Annotated in this window: 20 protein-coding genes; 5 read left to right on the plus strand and 15 right to left on the minus strand. The window is 46.8% G+C overall.

The annotated features are described in order from the left end of the window. Positions 1–116: 116 nt before the first annotated feature. The 5 genes from msrB to speB form a co-directional block, all read right to left on the minus strand. On the minus strand, positions 117–515 hold the full coding sequence (msrB, locus tag QT992_RS18710) for a peptide-methionine (R)-S-oxide reductase MsrB (RefSeq protein ID WP_333321349.1): 399 nt from the start codon (positions 513–515) through the stop codon (positions 117–119). A 206-nt stretch (positions 516–721) separates the two neighbouring features. Beyond that, complete coding sequence (gene modB, locus QT992_RS18715; protein ID WP_333343069.1) at positions 722–2539, minus strand: molybdate ABC transporter permease subunit; 1818 nt, start codon at positions 2537–2539, stop codon at positions 722–724. A gap of 696 nt (positions 2540–3235) precedes the next feature. Continuing rightward, positions 3236–4054 (minus strand): molybdate ABC transporter substrate-binding protein, encoded by an 819-nt coding sequence (gene modA, locus QT992_RS18720; protein ID WP_333377458.1) that lies wholly within the window; start codon positions 4052–4054, stop codon positions 3236–3238. Positions 4055–4188: 134 nt separating this feature from the next. Further along, on the minus strand, positions 4189–4746 hold the full coding sequence (locus tag QT992_RS18725; RefSeq protein WP_333318566.1) for a thioredoxin family protein: 558 nt from the start codon (positions 4744–4746) through the stop codon (positions 4189–4191). A gap of 133 nt (positions 4747–4879) precedes the next feature. Continuing rightward, positions 4880–5809: an agmatinase gene (speB, locus tag QT992_RS18730; RefSeq protein WP_333318567.1), complete on the minus strand. Its 930-nt coding sequence runs from the start codon at positions 5807–5809 to the stop codon at positions 4880–4882. Between the two features lie 231 nt (positions 5810–6040). On the opposite strand from speB, the gene QT992_RS18735 reads away from it, so the two are divergent. Next, positions 6041–6955 carry an alpha/beta fold hydrolase gene (locus tag QT992_RS18735; RefSeq protein WP_333377462.1) on the plus strand — a complete coding sequence of 305 codons (915 nt, stop codon included), beginning with the start codon at positions 6041–6043 and terminating at the stop codon, positions 6953–6955. Between the two features lie 42 nt (positions 6956–6997). Here the strand turns inward: QT992_RS18735 and QT992_RS18740 are convergent, their stop codons facing one another. The 4 genes from QT992_RS18740 to QT992_RS18755 form a co-directional block, all read right to left on the minus strand. After that, entirely contained in the window at positions 6998–7426 is a 429-nt protein-coding gene (locus QT992_RS18740; RefSeq protein WP_333318571.1) for a DUF202 domain-containing protein, read from the minus strand. Positions 7427–7646: 220 nt separating this feature from the next. Beyond that, a complete protein-coding gene (locus QT992_RS18745; RefSeq protein ID WP_333318573.1) occupies positions 7647–9062 on the minus strand; it encodes an LCP family protein in 1416 nt (471 codons plus the stop codon). A 104-nt stretch (positions 9063–9166) separates the two neighbouring features. Further along, on the minus strand, positions 9167–9541 hold the full coding sequence (locus QT992_RS18750) for a hypothetical protein (RefSeq protein WP_333336519.1): 375 nt from the start codon (positions 9539–9541) through the stop codon (positions 9167–9169). Between the two features lie 123 nt (positions 9542–9664). Then, the gene (locus QT992_RS18755; protein ID WP_333336521.1) at positions 9665–9787 is read right to left on the minus strand and encodes a hypothetical protein; all 123 of its coding nucleotides are present in this window, start codon (positions 9785–9787) and stop codon (positions 9665–9667) included. Between QT992_RS18755 and rpe the strand changes: the two genes are divergently transcribed. After that, entirely contained in the window at positions 9786–10487 is a 702-nt protein-coding gene (gene rpe / locus QT992_RS18760) for a ribulose-phosphate 3-epimerase (RefSeq protein ID WP_333318576.1), read from the plus strand. The two genes, QT992_RS18755 and rpe, sit on opposite strands and share 2 nt — an antisense overlap. Before the next feature lie 96 nt (positions 10488–10583). Here rpe and QT992_RS18765 read toward each other — a convergent pair whose 3' ends face one another. The 5 genes from QT992_RS18765 to QT992_RS18785 all read right to left on the minus strand — a co-directional run bounded on the left by QT992_RS18765 (position 10584) and on the right by QT992_RS18785 (position 14007). After that, a complete protein-coding gene (locus tag QT992_RS18765) occupies positions 10584–11366 on the minus strand; it encodes a DsbA family protein (RefSeq protein WP_333377466.1) in 783 nt (260 codons plus the stop codon). 719 nt (positions 11367–12085) lie between these two features. Next, on the minus strand, positions 12086–12598 hold the full coding sequence (locus tag QT992_RS18770; RefSeq protein WP_333219786.1) for a hypothetical protein: 513 nt from the start codon (positions 12596–12598) through the stop codon (positions 12086–12088). 115 nt (positions 12599–12713) lie between these two features. Then, the gene (locus QT992_RS18775) at positions 12714–13157 is read right to left on the minus strand and encodes a hypothetical protein (RefSeq protein ID WP_333318580.1); all 444 of its coding nucleotides are present in this window, start codon (positions 13155–13157) and stop codon (positions 12714–12716) included. Positions 13158–13234: 77 nt separating this feature from the next. Further along, positions 13235–13417: a CsbD family protein gene (locus tag QT992_RS18780; RefSeq protein ID WP_333204751.1), complete on the minus strand. Its 183-nt coding sequence runs from the start codon at positions 13415–13417 to the stop codon at positions 13235–13237. A gap of 383 nt (positions 13418–13800) precedes the next feature. Next, the gene (locus tag QT992_RS18785) at positions 13801–14007 is read right to left on the minus strand and encodes a hypothetical protein (protein ID WP_333318582.1); all 207 of its coding nucleotides are present in this window, start codon (positions 14005–14007) and stop codon (positions 13801–13803) included. A 742-nt stretch (positions 14008–14749) separates the two neighbouring features. Here QT992_RS18785 and urtA point away from each other — a divergent pair. Continuing rightward, positions 14750–17656, plus strand: coding sequence for an urea ABC transporter substrate-binding protein (urtA, locus tag QT992_RS18790; RefSeq protein ID WP_333318584.1), 2907 nt, complete (start codon positions 14750–14752; stop codon positions 17654–17656). Between the two features lie 345 nt (positions 17657–18001). On the opposite strand, the gene QT992_RS18795 is transcribed toward urtA, so the two are convergent. Further along, positions 18002–18484 (minus strand): hypothetical protein, encoded by a 483-nt coding sequence (locus tag QT992_RS18795; RefSeq protein WP_333318586.1) that lies wholly within the window; start codon positions 18482–18484, stop codon positions 18002–18004. Between the two features lie 178 nt (positions 18485–18662). Between QT992_RS18795 and QT992_RS18800 the strand changes: the two genes are divergently transcribed. Beyond that, positions 18663–19844: an RNA-guided endonuclease InsQ/TnpB family protein gene (locus QT992_RS18800; protein ID WP_445251141.1), complete on the plus strand. Its 1182-nt coding sequence runs from the start codon at positions 18663–18665 to the stop codon at positions 19842–19844. 127 nt (positions 19845–19971) lie between these two features. Beyond that, positions 19972–21984, plus strand: a complete 2013-nt coding sequence (gene uvrB / locus QT992_RS18805) for an excinuclease ABC subunit UvrB (RefSeq protein ID WP_333336526.1) — start codon at positions 19972–19974, stop codon at positions 21982–21984. Positions 21985–21998: the final 14 nt, after the last annotated feature.

Consider the following 21998-nt stretch of genomic DNA (forward strand, 5'->3'; position numbering starts at 1 on the left):
ACAACCGGATTTATTTTTTTTCTGTGAATGCTAGGTGAACAGGCAAGATGCCTGTTCCACAACCGGATTGAGTTTTTGTGGGGAGTAGGGGTTGGACAGGCGAACCCCTAAAAGAATCAATCCTTGGGAACGAAATTAAGAGCAGCAGAATTCATGCAGTAACGCTGACCGGTAGGTTTGGGCCCGTCGTTAAATACGTGACCGAGATGAGCGTCGCAAACAGCGCACAGTACCTCTGTTCGGCGCATGAACAAGGTGTTATCGGACTCACACTTGACATTTTCTTCGCTAACGGGAGCGTAGAAACTCGGCCAACCGGTACCGGAATCGTACTTTGTTTCTGATTTAAATAGCTCAGTGCCGCAGCAAATACACTTATAAAGTCCGGTTTTTTTGTTGTCGTGATATTCGCCGCTAAAAGCTCTTTCCGTTCCTTTTTTGCGGGTGACTTTAAACTGTTCGGGCGTGAGTTGTTGTTGCCATTCGGCGTCGGTTTTTTGAACTTTTTCAGTCATGATTTGATGTTTGGTTGAGATGTATTTAGCTGTTGAGTTTTGAGTGTTGACGGTGGGAGCATCTCAGTTTGGCATTTACAGTGCGAGCGTCCCCGCTCGCGTATTGTACAATACGCGAGCGGGGACGCTCGCACTACAATAAAAAAAATGCTTTTTACAAAACTGAGATGCTCCCATTGACGGTTAACGGTATATTGCTAGTTAACTCAGGCTTCCATTAATATTAACCTAATTGGCTCGATATGAACATACCAGGGAAAAGGATTGTCCTTAATAGCCCTCCACTTTTCCTTGAAAACTTCGGCTTGCAAGTGATAATCTTGGGAATCATGGGGAGGCGAGTGCAATTTGAGATATAATGTCACCCGGTGCGGAGTTTCCACAGTCGAGGCGATCCAACAAGGAAAAGTATTTTCACGATCGCACCCGCTAACAAAACTCAGTTGATGAGCCCGAATTCCCACAGAAACTAGAGAGTTGGGAATTGGTTCGACTACAGTCAGAGTACATCCCCAGTCGATCGCCTCCACGAGAGTTACGGAGATCGGTTTAGCTGTTGAGAAATTCTTACAGCCCGTCAACTGGGCGACGGTGAAATTCCCAGGGCGATCGAAAATGTTCTCTTTGGTATCAAAGGCGATCGGCTTTCCCTCGGCCAAAACCAACAGATTTTTGCACACCCGGTAAACTTCCTCTAAATTGTGGCTGACAAACAAAGTAATTCCCCGATAATTAGCCAGAGTCTGCATTAACTCGCGTTCCAGTTGACTGCGTAAGTGAGTATCCAAAGCAGAAAACGGTTCGTCTAACAGCAGCAATTCTGGAGAAGGGGCGATCGCCCTCGCCAAAGCCACCCGCTGCTGTTGGCCCCCCGAAAGTTCGTGCGGGTAGCGGTTTTCCAGTCCCGACATTTGCACCGAAATTAGCTGTTCTTTTACCCGAAGTTTTTGCTCGCTTTCAGATAAATGCTGCAAGCCAAACGCAATATTTTGAGCAACACTCAGGTGAGGAAATAAAGCATAGTTTTGAAACAAAAAACCGATGCGGCGGTCTTTAGAAGGTATATTAATGCCCTGTGCTGAGTCAAATAAAACCTTGCCGTTGACTGCAATTTTACCGCTGCTGGGAGTTTCCAAACCAGCGATGCAGCGCAGAGTCATGCTTTTGCCGGAACCCGACGCCCCCAAAATTCCCAGCACTTCCGGGCCGATATCGAAGCCGACATCCAAGGCAAAGCCGGAGAGAGGTTTAAAAATGTTTAAACAAAGTCCGCTTTTGGGTTGTTGTTGGGGTTTTGTGGTAAAAGTAGACGCGAATTTAGGAAGATTTGATTGCAGTCTTTGGCTCGAATTCGGTTTGAGCGAGCTCCTTTGTAAATTTGTCCAAAAATTAACAGCAGTTAGCACGCTCAAAGAAATACTCAGAATAATCAAAACCCAAATACCAGCTTGCCTCATATCCCCTGCTTCCACAGCAAAATAAATTGCCATCGGGATAGTTTGAGTTTGTCCGGGAATATTCCCCGCTAACATCAACGTCGCGCCGAATTCACCCAAAGCGCGGGCAAATGCGAGAATAGTTCCTGCTAAAATTCCCGGCCATGCTAGCGGCAACATAATTCGCCAAAAGACTTGCCACTCCGAGGCTCCCAAAGTGCGGGCTGCGTTGAGAAGATTGGCATCAATTTGCTCAAAAGCTCCCAAAGCAGTTTTGTACATGAGGGGAAATGAGACAACGGTGGCAGTAATGGCGGCCGCTTGCCAAGTGAAAATTATAGTTAAGTCGAATTGTAGCAATAATTGACCGATCGCCCCATTTCTCCCAAACAGCAGCAGCAGCAAAAATCCCACTACTGTCGGCGGCAAAACTAAGGGAGAAATGAAAATGCCTTCAATCAAAGCTTTACCTCTGATGCGAGTTGAAAGCATCCACCGCGCGGCGGCTATTCCCATGAAAAAGGTAAAGAAAGTGGCGATGGCTGATGATTTCAGAGATATCCAGAGCGGAGAAATATCAAATTCCATAAATCGTAGGGACGGGTTTCACCAACAATAATTGCCTCAAACACATAATTTCCTAAACCCCCCCACCCAAAGATAAATCAAAATGTATAATTTTGGGATTCGCTCGTAGGGGCGGGTTTTACCAACAATCTTCGGCTAATACCAATAATCTCGTAAACCCGCCCCCACCCAAGGGCAAATCGAAATGTACCTCTTTGAATACACAAGGTTATCTGTTGTGTGAGGGCGGGTTTATATAGATTGTTGGCGGGAATTAGATATTGTTGGTGAACCCGCCCCTACAAAATTTGGTTGTATGAGACTAATTGGCGAACTATGCCAAATCCGTATTTCTGAAATACTATTTTAGCCCGATCGCCCGCCAAAAAGTCAACAAACGCTGGTAGGGGCGGGTTTTACCAACAATCTTCGGCTAATACCAATAATCTCGTAAACCCGCCCCCACCCAAGGGCAAATCGAAATGTACCTCTTTGAATACACAAGGTTATCTGTTGTGTGGGGGCGGGTTTATATAGATTGTTGGCGGGAATTAGATATTGTTTGTAAAACCCGCCCCTACAAAATTTGGTTGTATCTCACATCTTGCACCATTCTCAAGAACAGGCTTTTCGGCCTGTTCCACAAAGAGTGAATTTTCTTGTGGAACAGGCCGAAAAGCCTGTTGCTAAACAAGTAATTGAGAATGGTGCAACATCTCAGTTGTATGAGACTAATTGGTGAGCCATCCCAAATCCGTATTTCTGAAATACTATTTTAGCCCGATCGCCCGCCAAAAAGTCAACAAACGCTTTCGCAGCAGCCGGATTGCGGCTGTTTCTGATAACTGCCAGCGGATAAACAATGGGCGAATGCAAATTTTCGGCAGCCGTTAGCCGCACAGTTACTTTGTCTGAGGCTGTGGCGTCAGTTGCATAAACTATACCAGCATCAACGTTACCGCTTTCGACGAATGTCAGCACTTGGCGGACGTTATTTCCTAGCACTAATTTTGGCTGTATTTGCCCCCACAATCCAAGTTTATTTAGCATTTCCTGAGCGTATTGGCCCACAGGTACGCTTTTCGGTTCGCCGATCGCAATTTTCTTGATTCGGGCATCTGCCAACTGTTTGAAATCGCTCAAAACTACGCCATTTTTAGGAGTAATCAAAACCAGGCGATTTGTCAGCAAATTGCGGCGCGTGTCGTTAATTAGTAGGTTAGATTGCTGCAAAGCATCCATTGGGTTGGTGGCGGCGCTGAAAAATACATCTACCGGTGCTCCCTGCTGAATTTGCTGTGCGAGGGCGCCGGAAGCACCAAAATTATAAGTAATAGTAAAATTCGGATTACTGCTTTGATAAACAGTTTTGATTTCCCCTAAAGCTTTCGAGAGGCTGATAGCAGCGGATAGGGTTAAGGACGTTTGCTTCTGTGTTGTTGTTGGGGAAACGCTTTTAAACAAGTTCCAAGCAATCAGCAGTGTCAGCGCTACAGCGGCTGCGACGATCGAGTTGAAAATGCGTTTTCTTTCCACAAGGCTGTATTATAATTTGCCCTAGGGCGATCTACACTATCTGTAGTAGTAAGGTGCGCCGTGCACACCTTACAAGTAGATTCTGTTTGTCCAGGATTATCATCTTCTAATGACTGATGACTGCTGACTAATGACTACGATCGCCATTTGACGGAACAGCCTATCGCCTCTGTAGTTGAAGGCTCAACGGGTTGACTGTTGAGCAATTGGTCGATCGCACTTCGCAGATAAGAAACCTGCACCGCCGCCGGATCGTCACCGTTGTCGTCAATTAAACCTTTATAGCGCAGTTTGCCGTCTTGGTCTAACAAAAAAACCTCCGGCGTTTTAGAAGCCCCAAAACTTTCAGCCACATCTTGAGCAACATCCCGGATGTACGGGAAGTTGAGTTGATTGTTGGCGGCAAAAATTTTCATATTCTCAAAACTGTCGTCGGGATACTGGTTTGCATCATTAGCATTAATCCCGATTAAAGTAACATCTCGAGCTTGAAAATCTGCTTGAAGTTCTTTCATACGATTGAGATACAACTGCACGTAAGGGCAATGATTGCACATAAATATCACCGCGATCGCCCGAAATTTTTCTAAATATCGAGCTAAATGGTGAACTTCGTCGTCAACTCCCGGCAGTTCAAAATCGGGAGCGTAGCCGTTAATGGGAGTACCCGTTGTATCCATTAGTAAACTCATGTTTTCAGGAGGTGAAGAGCAGTATTTGCCAGCATGAAAGATGAAACAATCAGCACGAATAAAATTGGCTGTTGTTTAGCTTTAGCTTAATTCTAGCCTTGCCAACAGCCTATTGTGATTCGTGCTTCGCGATTTATCCCTCGTCTGGCTTTAGCCAACCTTGAGCCAGAGCTTGGTATCCAATAAGTTTGTATGCTAATTTGGCGGCGGTAAATTCTGAGACTACAGAATCTACAATAGGTGCTAATTCCATAATGTCACACCCGATTACTTCGTAGGACTCGAAGATGCGGCGCAAAAATGCGGTGAGGGAATACCAATTTAACCCGCCCGGTTCGGGTGTTCCCACCCCTGGAATTAAAGTCGGATCGATGCCGTCTAAGTCGATCGTCAAAAATACTCGCTTAGTTGTTATGCTGGCAATTGCCCGATCTGCCCAATCCGGTTGAGTAGCGATTTCTCTGGCTCGAATCACGTTTAGCTGTTTTGCTTTAATCAAGTCTGCTTCTTCCTTGCAGATAGCGCGAATCCCGATTTGCAGTGTCGGTAAGCCCATATCTACAACACGTCGCATCACGCAGGCGTGGTTGTGAATCGATCCTTCGTACTCGTGCCGCAAGTCGCCGTGGGCATCGATTTGCACGACTGTGAAAGGTTCATCCGGGTATGCTTGGCGATAACCTTCGACAACGCCGGCAGTGATGCTGTGTTCGCCTCCGAGGGAGATCACAAATTTATTTTCGGTAACTAGCTGGTAGACTGCTGCTTGGGTGACTTGCAGCATTTCTGAGGATGAAACCCGTTGACTGTTGCGAGTATCGGCGATCGGCTCTTGTGTATAAATTCCGACATCGTAGCAAACTTCGGAATCCAATTCTTCGTCGTAGCACTCGAGTTGATGAGAAGCTTCTAGAAGTTTAGCGGGCCCGTTTTCGCACCCCCGGCGGTAAGTGGTGGTAGCTTCGTAAGGAATTGGTAAGATAACTACTTTAGCAGTGTCGTAGTCGGGTACAATTTCGGAACCGAGAAACGGCACGACGGAAGTTGGGGCGATCGTTGGCATAGGGGAAATTTCAATAAGGCAAAAAATTCAGCACTTTTAATGGTGGCATAATAGCGGCTCTAACTGCAAAGAAGAAGGAAGAGGATTTAACCGCAGAGGGCGCAGAGGGCGCAGAGGGAGGAGGGAATGAAGGTTTGCGATTTATGTCTCCGTGGTTGCCTCGAATTGCGATACGGTTTGTAGTAATGACGGAAGTCCTTCCAACTCTTAAATTTTCACTTTTTTACCTATATGACTTCTTCTACGTTAACTGCTGCCCGGCCTCAAACTTGGCTGTGGAAAGGCTTTCCGATTTGCTACCAGGCTGCAGGTTCCCAGGGGCCTGCGGTGGTGTTTGTTCACGGTTTCGGTGCGTCTTGGGGCCACTGGCGCAAGAATTTGCCGGCGCTGGCTGCTGATTGTCGGTGTTATGCGATCGACCTCATCGGTTTTGGCGCTTCTGCTAAACCCGCGCCCAAGCTTGAAATTGACTATACTTTTGAAACTTGGGGACAGCTAATTGCTGATTTTTGTCGGGAAGTTGCGGGCGGGCCGGCTTTTTTGGTGGGAAATTCGATCGGCTGTGTGGCAATTATGCAAGCAGCAGTGGATTTTCCCGATATTGCTGAGGGCGTAATTTTACTCAATTGTTCCCTGCGCTTGCTGCACGATCGCAAACGCGCCGAATTGCCTTGGTATCGCAGTTTCGGAGCGCCAATTGCACAAAAAGTTTTAAATGTCAAGTGGATAAGTCAATTATTTTTTAAACAATTAGCAACGCCAAAAACAGTAAAAAAAGTGCTTTTGCAAGCATATCGCCGTCCTGAATCTGTCACCGACGAACTGGTAAATATGCTGCTGGAACCTGCTAAAGACAGCGGCGCAGTGGAAGTATTTGTAGCATTTATCAGTTATTCTCAAGGCCCGCTACCGGAGGATTTGTTGCCGCGTTTAAGCTGTCCTGCTTTGATTTTGTGGGGGACAGATGACCCTTGGGAGCCGATCGCATTGGGGCGAGAATTGGCAAAGTTTCCGGCTGTTGAAAAGTTTATTCCTTTGGAAGGCGTAGGTCATTGTCCCCAGGATGAAGCGCCGGAATTGGTCAATCCTATTTTACTCGATTGGATTAAAGAGCGATCGAGATTTGCCGAAAATCGGCCCCTTTAATCAACAAAAAAATAGGCACTTTAGCTAAGCGATCGGGTTAACTTAGAATTGAGAGTTTTTAGGAGTTGAAGTGGGAGCTATATTTCCGCGATCGCGCCATAGCAACAACGGAATGCTTAACGTTCCTAAAATCATTACAACTCCAGTTAGAATCCAAACTAGCACACGATTTGGGCGATAATCACCTCGCTCAATTTGCCAGAAAACTCGATTATAACGCCATGCTGCTAAGGCAATCACCGCAATGCCAAAAACTACCAGACTCAGCCCTAAAGTTTCTGAGTTGAAGAAGGGAGGGGAGGAAACTTCTTGCTGAGTCACTGTAGCTTGAAATTGACGGAGAAATAAACTGAACCGACTGATTGCAAACCCAAAACCAATTAAAGCCAGTGAAGTTCGCAACCATGCAAGAAACGTGCGTTCATTTGCTTGATGTTCCCGCTGTCGGTCTATTTTAGGACCGTTGTTCATCAACCCTACCTTTATAAAATATTTTAAGCTTTCCCTCGTTGATTATTGTTTCAGTTCAGGTTGCGGAGGGAAGTATCGGTATTGCGATCGTGATTCATCATCACTCAAAAATATAGTATCAGTAAATCGACAAAAAAGCGATCGCCTCCATCTCTACCAACAGAAAAGAAGAGGACACAGCATTGCTGTGTCCCTACAAATACCCTAGTTAAAATCCAGTTTAAAAAGACTTAGCCGCACTGCCGGACTGAGCCTTTTGCTCCAACCAATCCTTACCCAATCTAATTGTCACGTCGGACTGCAAAGAACCGGTACTCTCAACCAGCACATCTCCAAAACCCAAAAACTGGCGAATCGCTTGAGCACCTTTAAGATCGCCTTGTTGAGCTACTAGAGTAGTTACCTCCAGCGGTTCGGGCCAAGCTTTATAAACCTGAACATTCCGATAACCCGCTTGAGTCAAATTATTGACAAAAGCTTCAACAGCCGATGGATCGCCGGTACTATCTTGAATCGCCACTTTCAGAAAAGTCGAATCAGCATTCTCAATTGTCCAAGTATTTTGGCCGAAGTCAAAATGTTCCGCCACCATAGTTTCGATGGCATATTGGTCTGGCAACCAAAAACTTGCCTTGTAGTCCTTAGAATCGCTAAATTTGCCGGGAACCATCAACATCTGCACGCCAGCGCGATCGGTTTGAGTAGCAAAACCAGCCAAAGCCACCAATTCTTCTATACTCAAATTCGTGTCAAGGTGAGACTGAATCACCGATAAAATCTTCGGTAGTCGAGACAGCAAACCTACATTTACTTCCTGTTCCACAAAAGCCCGCATCAACAATTGTTGGCGCTGCACCCGCCCGATGTCACCCAAATCGTCGTGCCGGTAAAGCAAATATTGCACGATTTGTTCGCCGTTTAGTTTCTGCTTGCCAGCCTTTAAATCTATATATAAATGCTGACTGTGATCGGTATACTTCATGTCTTTAGGGACATTAATAGTAATGCCACCCAGGGCATCGACCAAACTTTTTATGCCATGAATATTAACTGTGACATAGCGGTCAATTCCCACACCGCCCAGGAGTCCGCTGACTGACTTCGCTGCCGAAGCCGGGCCCCCGTGGTAATTAGCTTCGTTTATTTTCACCTCCCCTCTACCTTCAACATAGGTGCGGGTGTCTCGCGGAATGGAAAGCACGCTTAACTTTTTATTTTGAGGGTCAAACCTAACCAACAGCATGGTATCGGTTAAGCCCTTAAATGAGTTTTCCCAAACCTCGTGTCCGACATCTTTGTTGACACTTCCTTCGATGTCAGAGGTCAGAACTTTAAGTCCTAAAACTAAAATATTAACTGGGCGAGTCAGCTCTGGCATCTTCATGTTGAGCTTTGCCATGTCGCCTTGAGAAAATACTGCCGCTTCTTCAGGGCTCAACTTTTGTTGCTGAAGCGGCGTTGTGGAAAGGGAGACGGCTAGCAATGCTCCGGCTGTGGCTGAGAGCATGGCTACTCCAGCCAAACCAAAACCAAAACCCAGCCAGCGGCCTCGATGGGGCTGGGAAGCTTTTTTGGTTGCAGGTTGAGCAGTTGATTGTTGGATAGGGTCTTGATTAGGAATTTTTTGAGCTGGCACTGGCTTCCTCACACACAACAAAAATAAAAAAGATAATGGCAATATGTAGTATCAAGCTGAAGACGCACTCAATCAATAGGGTAGGGGCTTAAAAGAACCCTAAATTATGATAAATGTTTGCCTACTACTTGCTCGGCTACGCGGCTAATTCCGGGCAACCATAGCGGTTGACGCTTCCAGAGGCGAACCATCAGTCCCAGAGCAACGATGAAATAGCTGGTTGTTAGCAGGCTACTCATTAATAACATGGGAAGTGTCCGAGATTCCGCAGAAATCGCTCCAGCTTCTAAAAGAATATGTCCTAAGAGCCAACTAAAAGCAAGGGCAATTGCCAAGCGGCTGATGGCTTTGCGTTCGGGACTACCCTGGCGGCGGTAAAGAGTCCACAGGGCGGGGAAAAAGCCGATGACTGGGATCATTAATACAAACAGACTGGCACGATCGAGTTCAGGATTTTCTAAGGGATCTGTTTTTTTCATAATTTCGGTACTCAAAATTTGCAGAAGGTCGGATTTTGCACACAAGTTATTTGTTAGAGGGAAAATTTATATCCTAAACCAAAATTCCGATAGCAGGGCTGGTGCGATCGCAAAACTTGTCTATCACAGGCAAAATTTTTCGGTGCTAGGGATCTGGCGATCGATCGTTGGCAACTTTTCGACCCGGAGACCCGTATTTTGATAAACTGGATACAGCACAGCAGTCAGGAGAACAGACTTAGCCATGACCCAATCCCAAAAACCCATCGTTATTGCTCCATCCATATTATCAGCCGATTTTAGCCGTCTTGGAGAAGAGATTCAGGCTGTCGATCGAGCTGGGGCTGACTGGATTCACGTAGATGTGATGGACGGTCGCTTTGTTCCTAATATTACTATCGGGCCGCTGATTGTTGAGGCAATTCGCCCTGTTACTACCAAGGTGATCGATGTCCACTTGATGATTGTGGAGCCGGAGAAGTACGTGGAGGACTTCGCTAAGGCTGGTGCTGACATTATTTCGGTTCACGCCGAGCATAATGCTTCGCCTCACTTGCACCGCACCCTCGGCCAAATTCGGGAATTGGGCAAGCAAGCTGGTGTGGTTCTGAATCCTTCGACGCCGCTGGAGTTGATCGAGTACGTGCTGGAACTTTGCGATTTGGTGCTGATTATGAGCGTCAATCCGGGCTTTGGCGGTCAAAGTTTTATCCCGGCTGTTTTGCCGAAAATTCGCCAGTTGCGTAAAATGTGCGACGACAAGGGCCTCGATCCTTGGATTGAGGTAGATGGCGGTTTGAAGGGGAACAATACTTGGCAGGTTTTGGAAGCCGGCGCAAATGCGATCGTCGCTGGTTCTGCTGTGTTTAAGGCGAATGATTACGCAGGCGCGATCGAGGGTATCCGCCACAGCAAGCGCCCGACTCCTGAGTTGGCTGCTGTTTAATCAAAGATTTTTCGAGTTTTTCGGGTTTTTCTCGTTCCCAGCCAAAGCAGGCTGGGAACGCATTTTTAGACTCGGTTTCCAAGACTCAGGAATTACTTATTTCGAGACAGAGGCGAGAATGCTTTCCATCTCAGAAAGCTCGACCGCCCCGGAGAAAGTTTGACCGTTCATAATAAAGAAGGGAGTGCCTTGAATGCCCAGTTGTTGAGCGAGTTGCACGTCTTTCTCAATGGCGGCTTCGGCGGCGGGGCTGTTGCGATCGGTGTTGAATTTATCTAATTTTAGATTGAGCTTTTGGGCGATCGATCCGTACAATGGTTCGCCTAACTGTTTCTGCCCCTCAAACAAAGCGCTGTAATATTCCCAGAATTTGCCCTGCTGTTGGGCCGCCCAAGCTGCTTTAGCTGCTGGCAGCGCTTGAGGGTGAATAGAAGTCAAGGGTAAATGCTTGTAAGCTAAAGTAACTTTGGCCTGGTGTTTTGCCATAAACTGCTTGACAGTATCGTGAGCGCGCGCGCAAAAGGGACATTCAAAGTCAGAGAATTCTAAAAGTACAATCTGCTGCGAAGCTGAACCCGTGCTGGGAGAATCCCCGATCGAAGATTTGGGATTAGTTTTCATCTCCTGCAAAAATGATTGCTGCGCTGCTTTGAGAGACTGCTGCTGCTGTTGCTGGTACGCTTGTACCGAATCTAAAATTGCTTGCGGGTTTTCGCGGATAATCTGCAAAACTTGCTCTTTTAACTTGGGATCGACTGAATTGCCAGCCGCTGACTGGGCGGGGGAACAACCGATAAATAGGAGGCAACCTGCCAGGAGTGCAGCCAAGCAGAAGGCTTGCTGGCTGCGGATTCTTCGCCAAATAGTAGATATGTTCATCTTTTTCGATCATTCACCAAATAACGAGACGGAAGCCCCGGGCTTTAGACCTGGGGAGGAAGTCGCCAGCGGTTTCAACCGCCTTCAATATTTTACATAACTAATTGAAAGGTTGTGTTAGAATTAAATTGTAAGTAAGAACAATCATCTACGTGTTGAAACACTCTAGTATCGGAGAAATCCCGGCACAGTGAGCCACCACTACGATCGTAGTAAGCCTGTATAACTGACAAGTAACGGCAGAGTGTGAAGCGTACCTATCTGGCGAAAGTGATGGACTCCGAAAGCAAGCAAATACAATTTAAAAGTAAGCGCAATTGCAATACCTTTTGTACTGGTAGTTGTTTTGAGCGTCTAGAGGTGATTTGATGACGCCTTTGAGAGTCCCTTTGTGGAATACGTCAAGAATCCTCGTGGCTTCAGCCCTGGGGAGTATCAAGGCAACACTTAATCCTACATTTAATTTTGCCGAGTGTCAGGTGTGCCGCTGTTGACTGCTGTGCAGCTATTTTTATATGTGACGAATAATTAGTAATATCAATTCCGGTGGCATCGGAATTAATCTTACCCGAAATCAGGACACGGCAGTGCCGTCTCCCTACAATTAATCGCGGTAGGGAAACGGCACTGCCGTGTCTTCTATATCATTCCGACACCACCGGAATTGATCTAATTGCAATCAAAAAGATTGGCAGTCAAGAGTGAAAGTGTTTGCTCGATTATTTGCGGTTGTTGAGCCATTTAGCGGCAACTATTCCCAAAATACCAGCAACAACTGGATTTCCCAAAAACTTCATCAAACTCGGCTGTTCTGCCAGCACTTCTTGGAAAATATCCGGGTGATTGTGATAGGTGAAGGAGGCCAGCTTGGTAACATCGTCAGCATTCATGCGGCTGGCGTGGTGGGTAGAAAGTCCTAGCTGCTTTTCCAATTGGCGATCGTCCAATCCTCTCTTGCCCAAATGCTTGAAGAATTCCCGCGCTACATCGTCGCGTTCGTTTGGCTTAATTTGGGCGATCGCCTTTTGCAATTCTGGTTCCAACTGAGCCGGCGGGAGCGAGTCGTGATTCAGCGAACGCCCAAATAATTGTTTGCGCTGAGCCGGCGAAGTTCTCTGAGCAAAATCGTCAAAATTTTCGTAATCTTCACCAGTTGTCTCCGGCATCATTTCTCGATCGCCCTGGGCCAAATCTTTCATGATTTGACTCTTGTAATTATCGCTGCTACTCATGGTAACTCTCTTCCAATCTACACAACATTTCAGTCTTAAATTGAGATTGTTTCGCCTTCAAAAAACTGCGGAATATTAAACCGCCACGCGGCTATCATTTAAGCTTGCTAACCGGTCAAGATTTGTATTCAATCTGATTTGATTGCTGGTCGTACTTAGCAGTCAAAATCAGTTTTTTGTCAGGAGCGTAAACCAAAACACTTACATCCTGATTTGGGAAATTCCGGTGAAAACCTTGTGCTAAAGATTTCGCCAAATCTTTCACTTCAGTCGGGCGGACTTGCGGGGTAATTACAACTCCCAATTTGTTATTGTCGCGGACGTAAGCATCCTGAACCAAGCCCTGAGCCGTCTTTGTTACCCATTGACCAAAATCTTGACCTGCGGCGGTATTGCCACGTTCTAGCTGGGCGTAATAACCCTGACTGCCACCAATTGCTACAGGTACATCAGTCGGTTTTTGGGCTGAAACGCTGGGCGCGCACGCAGTAGTAACTGCCAGCATTAAAACCAAGAGTAAGCCCGCAATCATTTTGCGACTCTGCTGCAATAAACTCACCTTTTTTCCTCCCTTCTGAAAACAACTTGAATACTTGAAAGGGTCAGGTTGCTCGACCCTCTCAATTAGTATTAGGCTTAGTCTAGTTTCTTTTTGAGCTCATCTTTTACATCTTCGATCGCGTGACCCGCTTCAGCTTTTGCCTGCTTGGCTTTGCCTTCTGCTTTATCCTTCGGGTCGCCAGTAACATTACCTAGGGCTTCTTGAGCTTTGCCTGCGATGTTGTCGCCAGTTGCATTTGCTCTATCTTTAGTGCTCATGGGTTTCTCCCTATCTGTATCTCAGACATTTTTTACTTAATAAACTCATCATAGGTAACTAGGGGCTGCGTTGCACTCTACCTCTAGGAAGAAAGAATAAATAACAAATGGAATATGGAATATGGAATATGGCATAGGGAACAGTTATTTGCAGTCTTGAACTAACTGCGACTTTCATACTTAATTATTGTTTTTTTACCGTTTCTGCTGGCTGCAATCAAGTATTTTTGTAAAAAACTGCTGGATGGTCGCCCGTGCGTCCAAGACTATTTTTTTAAACCCAAAAGAATTTATACTTTTAAAATTTTATTTAATTCGGTCTTAAAAAGGCGGGTGTGGGCAAGACCCCATCTTACCCACACCAGAAAAAAAACCTATTAGTTTTAATTTACCTTGTGATGACATTCTTCATCTATTTTGTGCTGAAGTTCTTCTTTCAACTGTTCGACAGCGCGCATAGTTTGAGCATTTTCTTGTTTTTGCTGACCGAGGGCTTTTTCTGTTTCCTCGCCGAGCAATGTTTCCTTTGATTTTGGTAGCGTTACTTGATTTTCGCTGCCAGTGTGGGTCGCATTTTCTTCAATATTCATTTGTCTTGACCCTATTGTTTGCAAAATTTATTTTTAACCAGGCTAGTTACAAGTTAACCTTATATTTATAATAAGGGAAATCATGAAGGCTTCCCTCTGTCTGAAGGGAGATAGGGGCTGGTGAAGAGTTTTGAGTTTTGAGTTTTATAGTTAAGATAAATTACGGAAAGTTCCATGAGCCCGAAAGGAGATAGGGGAAGGGGAATAGTGCGTGAGATTGCTTGGTGAGTCGCAAGGCGCGGGCCGTGAATGAGTAGGGGAGAGGTATGAGGGCAGGGCTGTTTCATTGTTAGGAAAACCAGCCTTTTGACTCTTGTCGTGCGCTGAATGCCGACCCGATCCATCCACGATTTGTTAGGGATTTGGTGGGATTGGGGCTCTTCACGAGGGGATTGGGGCAGCCACGGGGGGATTGCCCCTACAAGAGAATGAAACAGCCTTGGGGAGGAGGGGGGGACAATTTTTCTGCGGCGCGCGCGATGGCATTAAGTGTCGAATGTTGTTGGATGAGGCTCTTTGGACATCGGTAAAAGATGAAGAGAGAAATAGGCGACAGATTTAATGCAGACTTAAGTCAGATGTAGAGCAGTTTGACGGTTAAAATCAACAGGGGGCCGCAATTGGCAAGTTTGGTGCCGATCGGGTTAAATAATCTGCTAAACAAGAGTGAGCGTCAAGGCTAACCTCCAGCAGGATCGAACTAAAATTTCTGTTATTAGTAAAAAAAAATATCTAAAACCCTATGGGAGCAAGGAGCAGTAACCCCCTCGAAGCAGCCGGCCCGACTCGTGAGCCGATCAAAATAGGCGTGTTGCATTCGCTGACGGGCACGATGTCCATCAGCGAAATTTCAGTTAAAGATGCGACGCTGTTGGCTGTTGAGGAAATTAATGCGGCGGGAGGGGTGCTCGGACGCCCCTTGGAAGCGGTTATAGAAGATGGAGCCAGCGATTTGCAGACTTTTGCTCAAAAAGCTAAGCAATTGCTCCTAGAAGCGCAGGTGGCGGTGGTATTTGGCTGTTGGACTTCGGCGAGCCGCAAAGCTGTACAGCCGGCTTTCGAGCACGGCAGCGGGTTGCTGTTCTATCCGGTTCAGTATGAAGGGCTAGAACAGTGTCAGAATATTTTCTACACTGGTGCTGCCCCGAACCAACAGATTGTGCCTGGGGTGAATTACTTGCTGGCACAGGGGAAGCGGAAAATTTTCCTGTTGGGTTCGGATTATATCTTTCCCCGCACGGCAAATCTGATTGTGAAAGCTCAACTGGCGGCACTGGGGGGAGAGTTGGCGGGGGAAGTTTATCTGCCGCTGGGTTCGAGGGAAGTGGGCGAGGCGATCGCACATATCTTAGCAGTGAAACCCGATGCTATTCTCAACACTCTCAACGGCGATAGCAATGTGGCTTTTTTCCAAAAGTTGCGGGAAGTTGGCGTGAAACCCGATGATTTGCCGGTGATGTCGGTCAGCGTAGCAGAAGAGGAAGTGCGGGCGATCGGGCCGTCCAATATTGCGGGACACTTGGTGGTTTGGAACTATTTTCAAACGGTGGATACATCAGAAAATCGTAAATTTGTCAAGGCTTATAAAGCCCGATACGGGGAAAATCGAGTCACGGATGACCCGATCGAAGCGGCTTATTTGGGCGTTTACCTGTGGAAGCAAGCAGTAGAAAAAGCTGGTTCCACAAATGTGGTTAAAGTCAGGGCGGCTGCTAAAAATATTGAGTTTGCAGCGCCTTCGGGCAAGGTAAAAATAGATGCCCAAACTCAGCATACCTGGAAAACAGTGCGGATTGGTAAGGTGAGGTTGGACGGTCAAATTGAGGAGATTTGGAATTCCGGCGCACCGGTTGCGCCAGATCCTTTTCTCAAAGCCTATCCTTGGGCGGCGGCATTTGCTCCGAGGCAGATTTCTTTGGGAACTCGGGCTTCTTTGAGCGGGCTGTTTGTCATCTTGGTACTGATAACTTGGATGGCGGTGGGAGTCGGGTGGATGGGTTCTGTGGATATGAAGAACTATTTGCTGGCAATAAAAGCTGCCTCAGCTCCGGGGGCGGGGGTTTCTGAGACAGCAATGGGGGTGCTGGTGCAGCAAACTCTCTTTGTGGCGAGCCGCACTCAGCACTGGCTGCTGGGGGCTTTGGTTTTGAGTTCGATCGCGGGGATAGTGGCTTTTGTGTCTGTGTCGGCAATTATTCGGAATCTCGGCTTGCTGCGGCAAACTGCCGAACAGATGGCAAGCGGTGATTTGACGGCTCGATCGCCTGTGGTTTCTAATGACGCGATCGGGGTGCTATCTTCTACTCTCAATACAATGGCTCAGCAAATTAGCAGTTTGCTCAACGGTTTGGAAGTGCGGCAGCGGCAGCTAGAGGAACGATCGGAGGAATTGGAAGTCGCGAAGAATGCTGCCGAAGCTGCCAACCGGGCGAAAAGCACTTTTTTGGCAAATATGACTCACGAGTTGCGGACGCCCTTGAATGCGATTATCGGCTACAGCGAGCTGCTACAAGAAGAGGCTCTGGAACTTGGCGAAGAAGAGTTTGTGATGGATTTGGCAAGCATTAATATGGCAGGCAAGCAGTTGCTCAACATTATTAGTGACATCCTGGATATTTCTAAAATTGAAGCAGGAAAGATGACTCTTTTCTTGGAGACTTTTGAGGTGTTGGATTTGATCGAGCAGGTTGTCACTACTGTTCAACCGACGCTAGGGAAAAATGGCAATACTTTGATCGTCAATTGCGATCGCAATATTGGCACGATCTACTCCGATTCGTCGAAGCTGCGGCAAGCGCTGTTAAATTTGGTGAGCAATGCTGCTAAGTTTACCGATCGAGGCAAAATTACGATTAATGTTTGTAAGGAAGAAGGGGAGGTTTTGCCGCGCGGCAATTCCAAAGAACTCTCGGCAGATCCTTCTCGCTGTCAACAGCCTTCGATCGTGTTTCAAGTAACCGATACCGGCATCGGCATGACTGAGGATCAGGTGTCGAGGCTGTTCGGAGCTTTCGCTCAAGCGGACGATTCTACTACCCGCAAATACGGCGGCACGGGTTTGGGGCTGACAATTAGCCGGAAGTTTTGCCAGATGATGGGCGGAGACATTACGGTTGAGAGCGAGTTTGATTGCGGTTCTAGTTTTACGATCCGGTTGCCGATTGCGGTTGCAAGCCCGAAAGAAGTGCAGGAAGATCGAGAAATCCCAGAAATTCAGACAGAGTATTCCGAGGAGTTAGAAGCGAAGCCACCAGAAGTGCGATCGCAACCGCTGGATCTGCCCGATGCTGCTACTGTCCTAGTGATTGATGACGATCCAGATGCGCGGGATTTGATGACTCGCTGCTTGTCGAAACAGGGATTTCGGGTGCGATCGTCGGCTAGCGGTCAAGGGGGGCTGCTGTTGGCTAAGGAGCTGCTGCCGGACGCGATTCTTCTGGACGTGATGATGCCAAGTATGGACGGCTGGGCGGTGCTGTCGGCATTGAAAGCCGATCCAGATTTGGTTGATATTCCAGTGATTATGATAACTTTTTTGGACGACAAAAATCAGGGTTTGGAATTGGGAGCGGCGGAGTATTTGAGGAAGCCTGTGGATTACAAGCGCTTTGCTGCTTTATTGAGTAAATATCAGAGTCTGGGGAAGTAGTTAGTTGACTGTTTGCTGTTGACTGTTGACTGTAATTATTACAGTTCTGGACGCCACAAATTGTTATATCTGCTATTGATAAGGGTAAGGTGCGTCGCCCGGAAAAATCTGCAAGTTTCATTTCTCATCTGAGGGCGACGCACCCTACAGATTAGCATTTCACTTCAAGAGAAAACCGCTATACATCCTTCTCAATTACCAATTACCAGACGTACCTCATTAAACCCAGAAGTGCTATGGTTATTGCTTATTAGTAGCAGGTAACAAATAAGAAATAACAACAGTCAACAGTCAACTGACAACGGTCAACTGACAACAGTCAACTAACAACTAACAACTGACTAATTAATCTAAGAAGCCCATTAATGTCGAGCTATCGTCAATTTCGTTTGAGGCAATAGGGCGGTTTCCTCCCATTGTGGAGTAAACTTCATCAATGTGAAGAGTGCTGATGGCAATAGGGCGAGCACCGGACATACTGAACATTTCGCTGACTTGCATGGCGCTAGAGCCGATCGGGCGATTGCCGAGTGTAGCAACCACTTCAAAATCGCTGGATTCCACCGGGCGATTGCCTACAATGCCGTAGGTTTCGCTGAGGTGCAGGGTGCTAATGCCGATCGGGCGGTTCCCCGACATCGAGACGGTCTCGCTGATGGTAAAATCGTCTGGGCCGACGGGGCGGTTGTCATGCATGAGTTGCGGCCGATAAAGTTGGATTCCTGTTGCTTTGGCATCCGTGGGTTCTGTCGGTTGGCTTTTGGAACTGCCTTTGCCGCGGCGGGCGAGTGCTTTGCCTTTGCCTGTACCTGTGCTCCTCGTATCCATAATTCTTTTCCTCGCTTATTACTGTTGATTGCTGGGTTCGGACAACTGCTTTTGTGGGCTTTCTGCTTTCTATTTGGGCCGATGATTAAAATAATATTACCAAAAACTTGGGTTTAAAGCCCCGTCCTTATAGGACGGCTTTGTGTTAGACTTTTAACGTAGCGAGTTCTCACGTAAGATGTTCGTTTTAGAATTCAAGGCTAAAGGCAAACCAAATCAGTACGCAGCAATAGACGAGGCAATCAAAACTGCTCAATTCGTTCGGAACAAGTGCATCCGATTTTGGATAGACAACCGAGGAGTAGGGCAAAAAGACTTGTATCGGCACAGCACTGCGCTCAGAGAAGAGTTTGCCTTTGTCAAAGATTTGAATTCTAGTGCTTGCCAAGCTTCTGTGGAAAGGGCTTATTCTGCGATTGCTCGGTTCTACGACAACTGCAAGAAAGCCGTTCCCGGAAAGAAATGCTATCCGACTTTCAAGAAAAACAGTCGGTCTGTTGAGTACAAAGTCAGCGGTTGGAAACTTTCAGAAACTCGGAAGCAAATCACATTCACTGACAAAAAGGGAATTGGCAAGCTCAAACTAAAAGGGACGTGGGATCTTAACTTCTACCAAATCGATCAGATCAAGCGAGTTCGCTTAATATGTCGTGCTGACGGCTACTACGTTCAGTTGGCAATCAGTGCTGATCACAATGTAGATACAACGCCAGCAGGTAAAACAGTTGGATTGGACGTGGGCTTGAAAGAGTTTTATACAGACTCCGACGGTCATACTGAACCAAATCCCAAGTTTTACCGAACAAGCGAGAAACGGTTGAAGTTTCGACAGCGACGTGTTTCTCGCACAAAGAAAGGCTCTGCCAACCGAAAGAAAGCAATTAATCGATTAGGGCGAGTACACCTCAAAATAAGCAGGCAACGTGAAGAACACGCTAAGAGACTAGCGCGTTGCGTAATCCAATCTAACGATTTGGTCGCCTACGAAGATTTGAGGGTTAAGAATCTTGCAAAGAATCACTGTCTGGCTAAATCGATTAACGATGCTGGTTGGTATCAATTCAGGAAGTGGTTGGAATATTTTGGCGTAAAGTTTGGCAGGGTAACGGTTGCTGTCAATCCTGCTTATACTTCGCAAAAATGTTCTAACTGCGGTGCAATCGTCAAAAAATCCCTATCCGTAAGAACCCACGTTTGTGAATGTGGATTTGTTATGGATAGGGATTGGAACGCCGCGATTAACATTCTGAAATTAGCCTTGAGTACGGTAGGGCATACCGGAACTTGGGTCAAAGACCCGAACGCTTTGGGAGATTCGACCTCTACTTTGGCTGGAGAAATCCAGTCGCAAGCAAGTTGAGTCTGTGAACAAAGAATCCCCTCGCCTTGATAGCTGGGGAGTGTCAAAAAGTCTAACTATTTTCTTAGAGAAATTGCAGAATATCTGCATTTTTGTTAAGATTTATGGGTAATAGCTACATTTTCCTATGGTAACTGCGGCAGCATCTTTTCAATTGCAAGCGCCCTTCCAGCCCACAGGCGACCAACCGCTAGCGATCGAGCAACTTGTCAAAGGCATCGAAGCTGGCGATCGATTTCAAACCTTACTCGGCGCCACAGGTACGGGTAAAACCTTCTCCATTGCCTCGGTGATTGAAAAAATCGGCAGACCCACCTTAGTTCTAGCACACAACAAAACCCTGGCAGCTCAACTGTGCAACGAACTGCGAAATTTTTTTCCGAACAATGCAGTCGAATACTTTGTCAGTTATTACGACTACTACCAACCTGAAGCATACATTGCCGTCACCGATACTTTCATTGAGAAAACGGCAGCAATTAACGACGAGATAGATATGTTGCGGCACTCAGCCACGCGATCGCTCTTTGAACGCCGCGACGTAATTGTAGTTGCTTCAATTAGCTGCATCTACGGTTTGGGAATGCCTGCAGAATACCTGAAAGCGGCTATTCCTTTGCAAGTAGGAATGGAAGTCAACCAGCGGCAAGTTTTGCGAGATTTAGTTAACGTCCAATACAGCCGCAACGATATAGATTTAGGCAGAGGCAAATTTCGCGTCAAAGGCGATGTTTTGGAAATCGGCCCCGCTTACGAAGATAGAATTATTCGCGTTGAATTCTTCGGTGACGAAATCGATGCCATTCGCTACGTTGACCCCGTAACAGGTAAAATCCTGCAAAGTACAACGGCTTTAAATATCTATCCAGCGCGCCACTTTGTCACGGCAGAAGATAAATTAGAGGCAGCTTGTCAAGGAATAGAACTCGAATTAGAAGACCGACTGGCAGAGTTTGAAAAACAGGGTAAACTATTAGAAGCTCAGCGGTTGGAACAGCGCACGCGCTACGATTTGGAAATGCTGCGCGAGGTAGGATACTGCAACGGAGTCGAGAATTATTCGCGGCATTTAGCAGGGAGAAATGCGGGGGAACCGCCAGAATGTTTGATTGATTATTTCCCGAAAGATTGGATGTTGGTGATAGATGAATCTCACGTCACAGTGCCGCAAATTCGGGGGATGTACAACGGCGACCAAGCGCGGAAAAAAGTATTAATTGAACACGGTTTCCGCTTGCCCAGCGCGGCAGATAACCGCCCTTTAAAAGCAGAGGAATTCTGGGCAAAAGAGAATCAGTGCATCTTTGTTTCTGCTACGCCTGGGGATTGGGAAATGGAAATATCTGAAGGCCGAGTTGCAGAGCAAGTAATTCGCCCTACCGGAGTAATAGATCCGACAATTTTCGTGCGCCCGACGGAAGGACAAATTGATGATTTGTTGGGGGAAATCAAGGAGAGAGTAAGTCGGGATGAGCGAGTTTTGGTGACGACTTTAACCAAGCGGATGGCGGAAGATTTAACTGAATATTTGCAGGAAAGGGGAATTAGAGTGCGGTATTTGCACTCGGAAATTCAGTCGATTCAACGCATCGAAATTATCCAAGATTTGCAGGATGGTAAGTTTGATGTATTGATTGGTGTTAACTTGCTGCGTGAAGGTTTGGATTTGCCGGAAGTTTCGCTGGTGGTAATTTTGGATGCGGATAAAGAGGGGTTTTTGCGATCGGGACGTTCGTTGATTCAAACGATTGGAAGGGCGGCGCGGCACGTTCAGGGACAGGCTATTCTGTACGCGGATAATTTGACGGATAGTATGGTTAAGGCGATCGACGAAACGGATCGACGCCGGGGGATTCAGCTAGCGTACAATAAGATGCACGGGATTACGCCGCAGCCGATCGCCAAAAAGCGATCGAGTAATGCGATTTTGGCGTTTTTGGACGTGTCGCGCAAGCTGAATTCTCAGCAGTTGGAGGAGGTTTACGAACAGGTAAACGAGTTATCTTTGGATGAGATTCCTCAGTTAATCGGGCGGTTGGAAGCGCAGATGAAGGCGGCGGCTAAGAAGTTGGAGTTTGAGGAGGCGGGTAAATTGCGCGATCGGATTAAGCATTTGCGGGATAAGCTATTGGGACATTAAGGAAGAGTGGGAGG

It is taken from the genome of Microcoleus sp. T3_D1 (assembly GCF_036700405.1).
Classification (GTDB): domain Bacteria; phylum Cyanobacteriota; class Cyanobacteriia; order Cyanobacteriales; family Microcoleaceae; genus Microcoleus.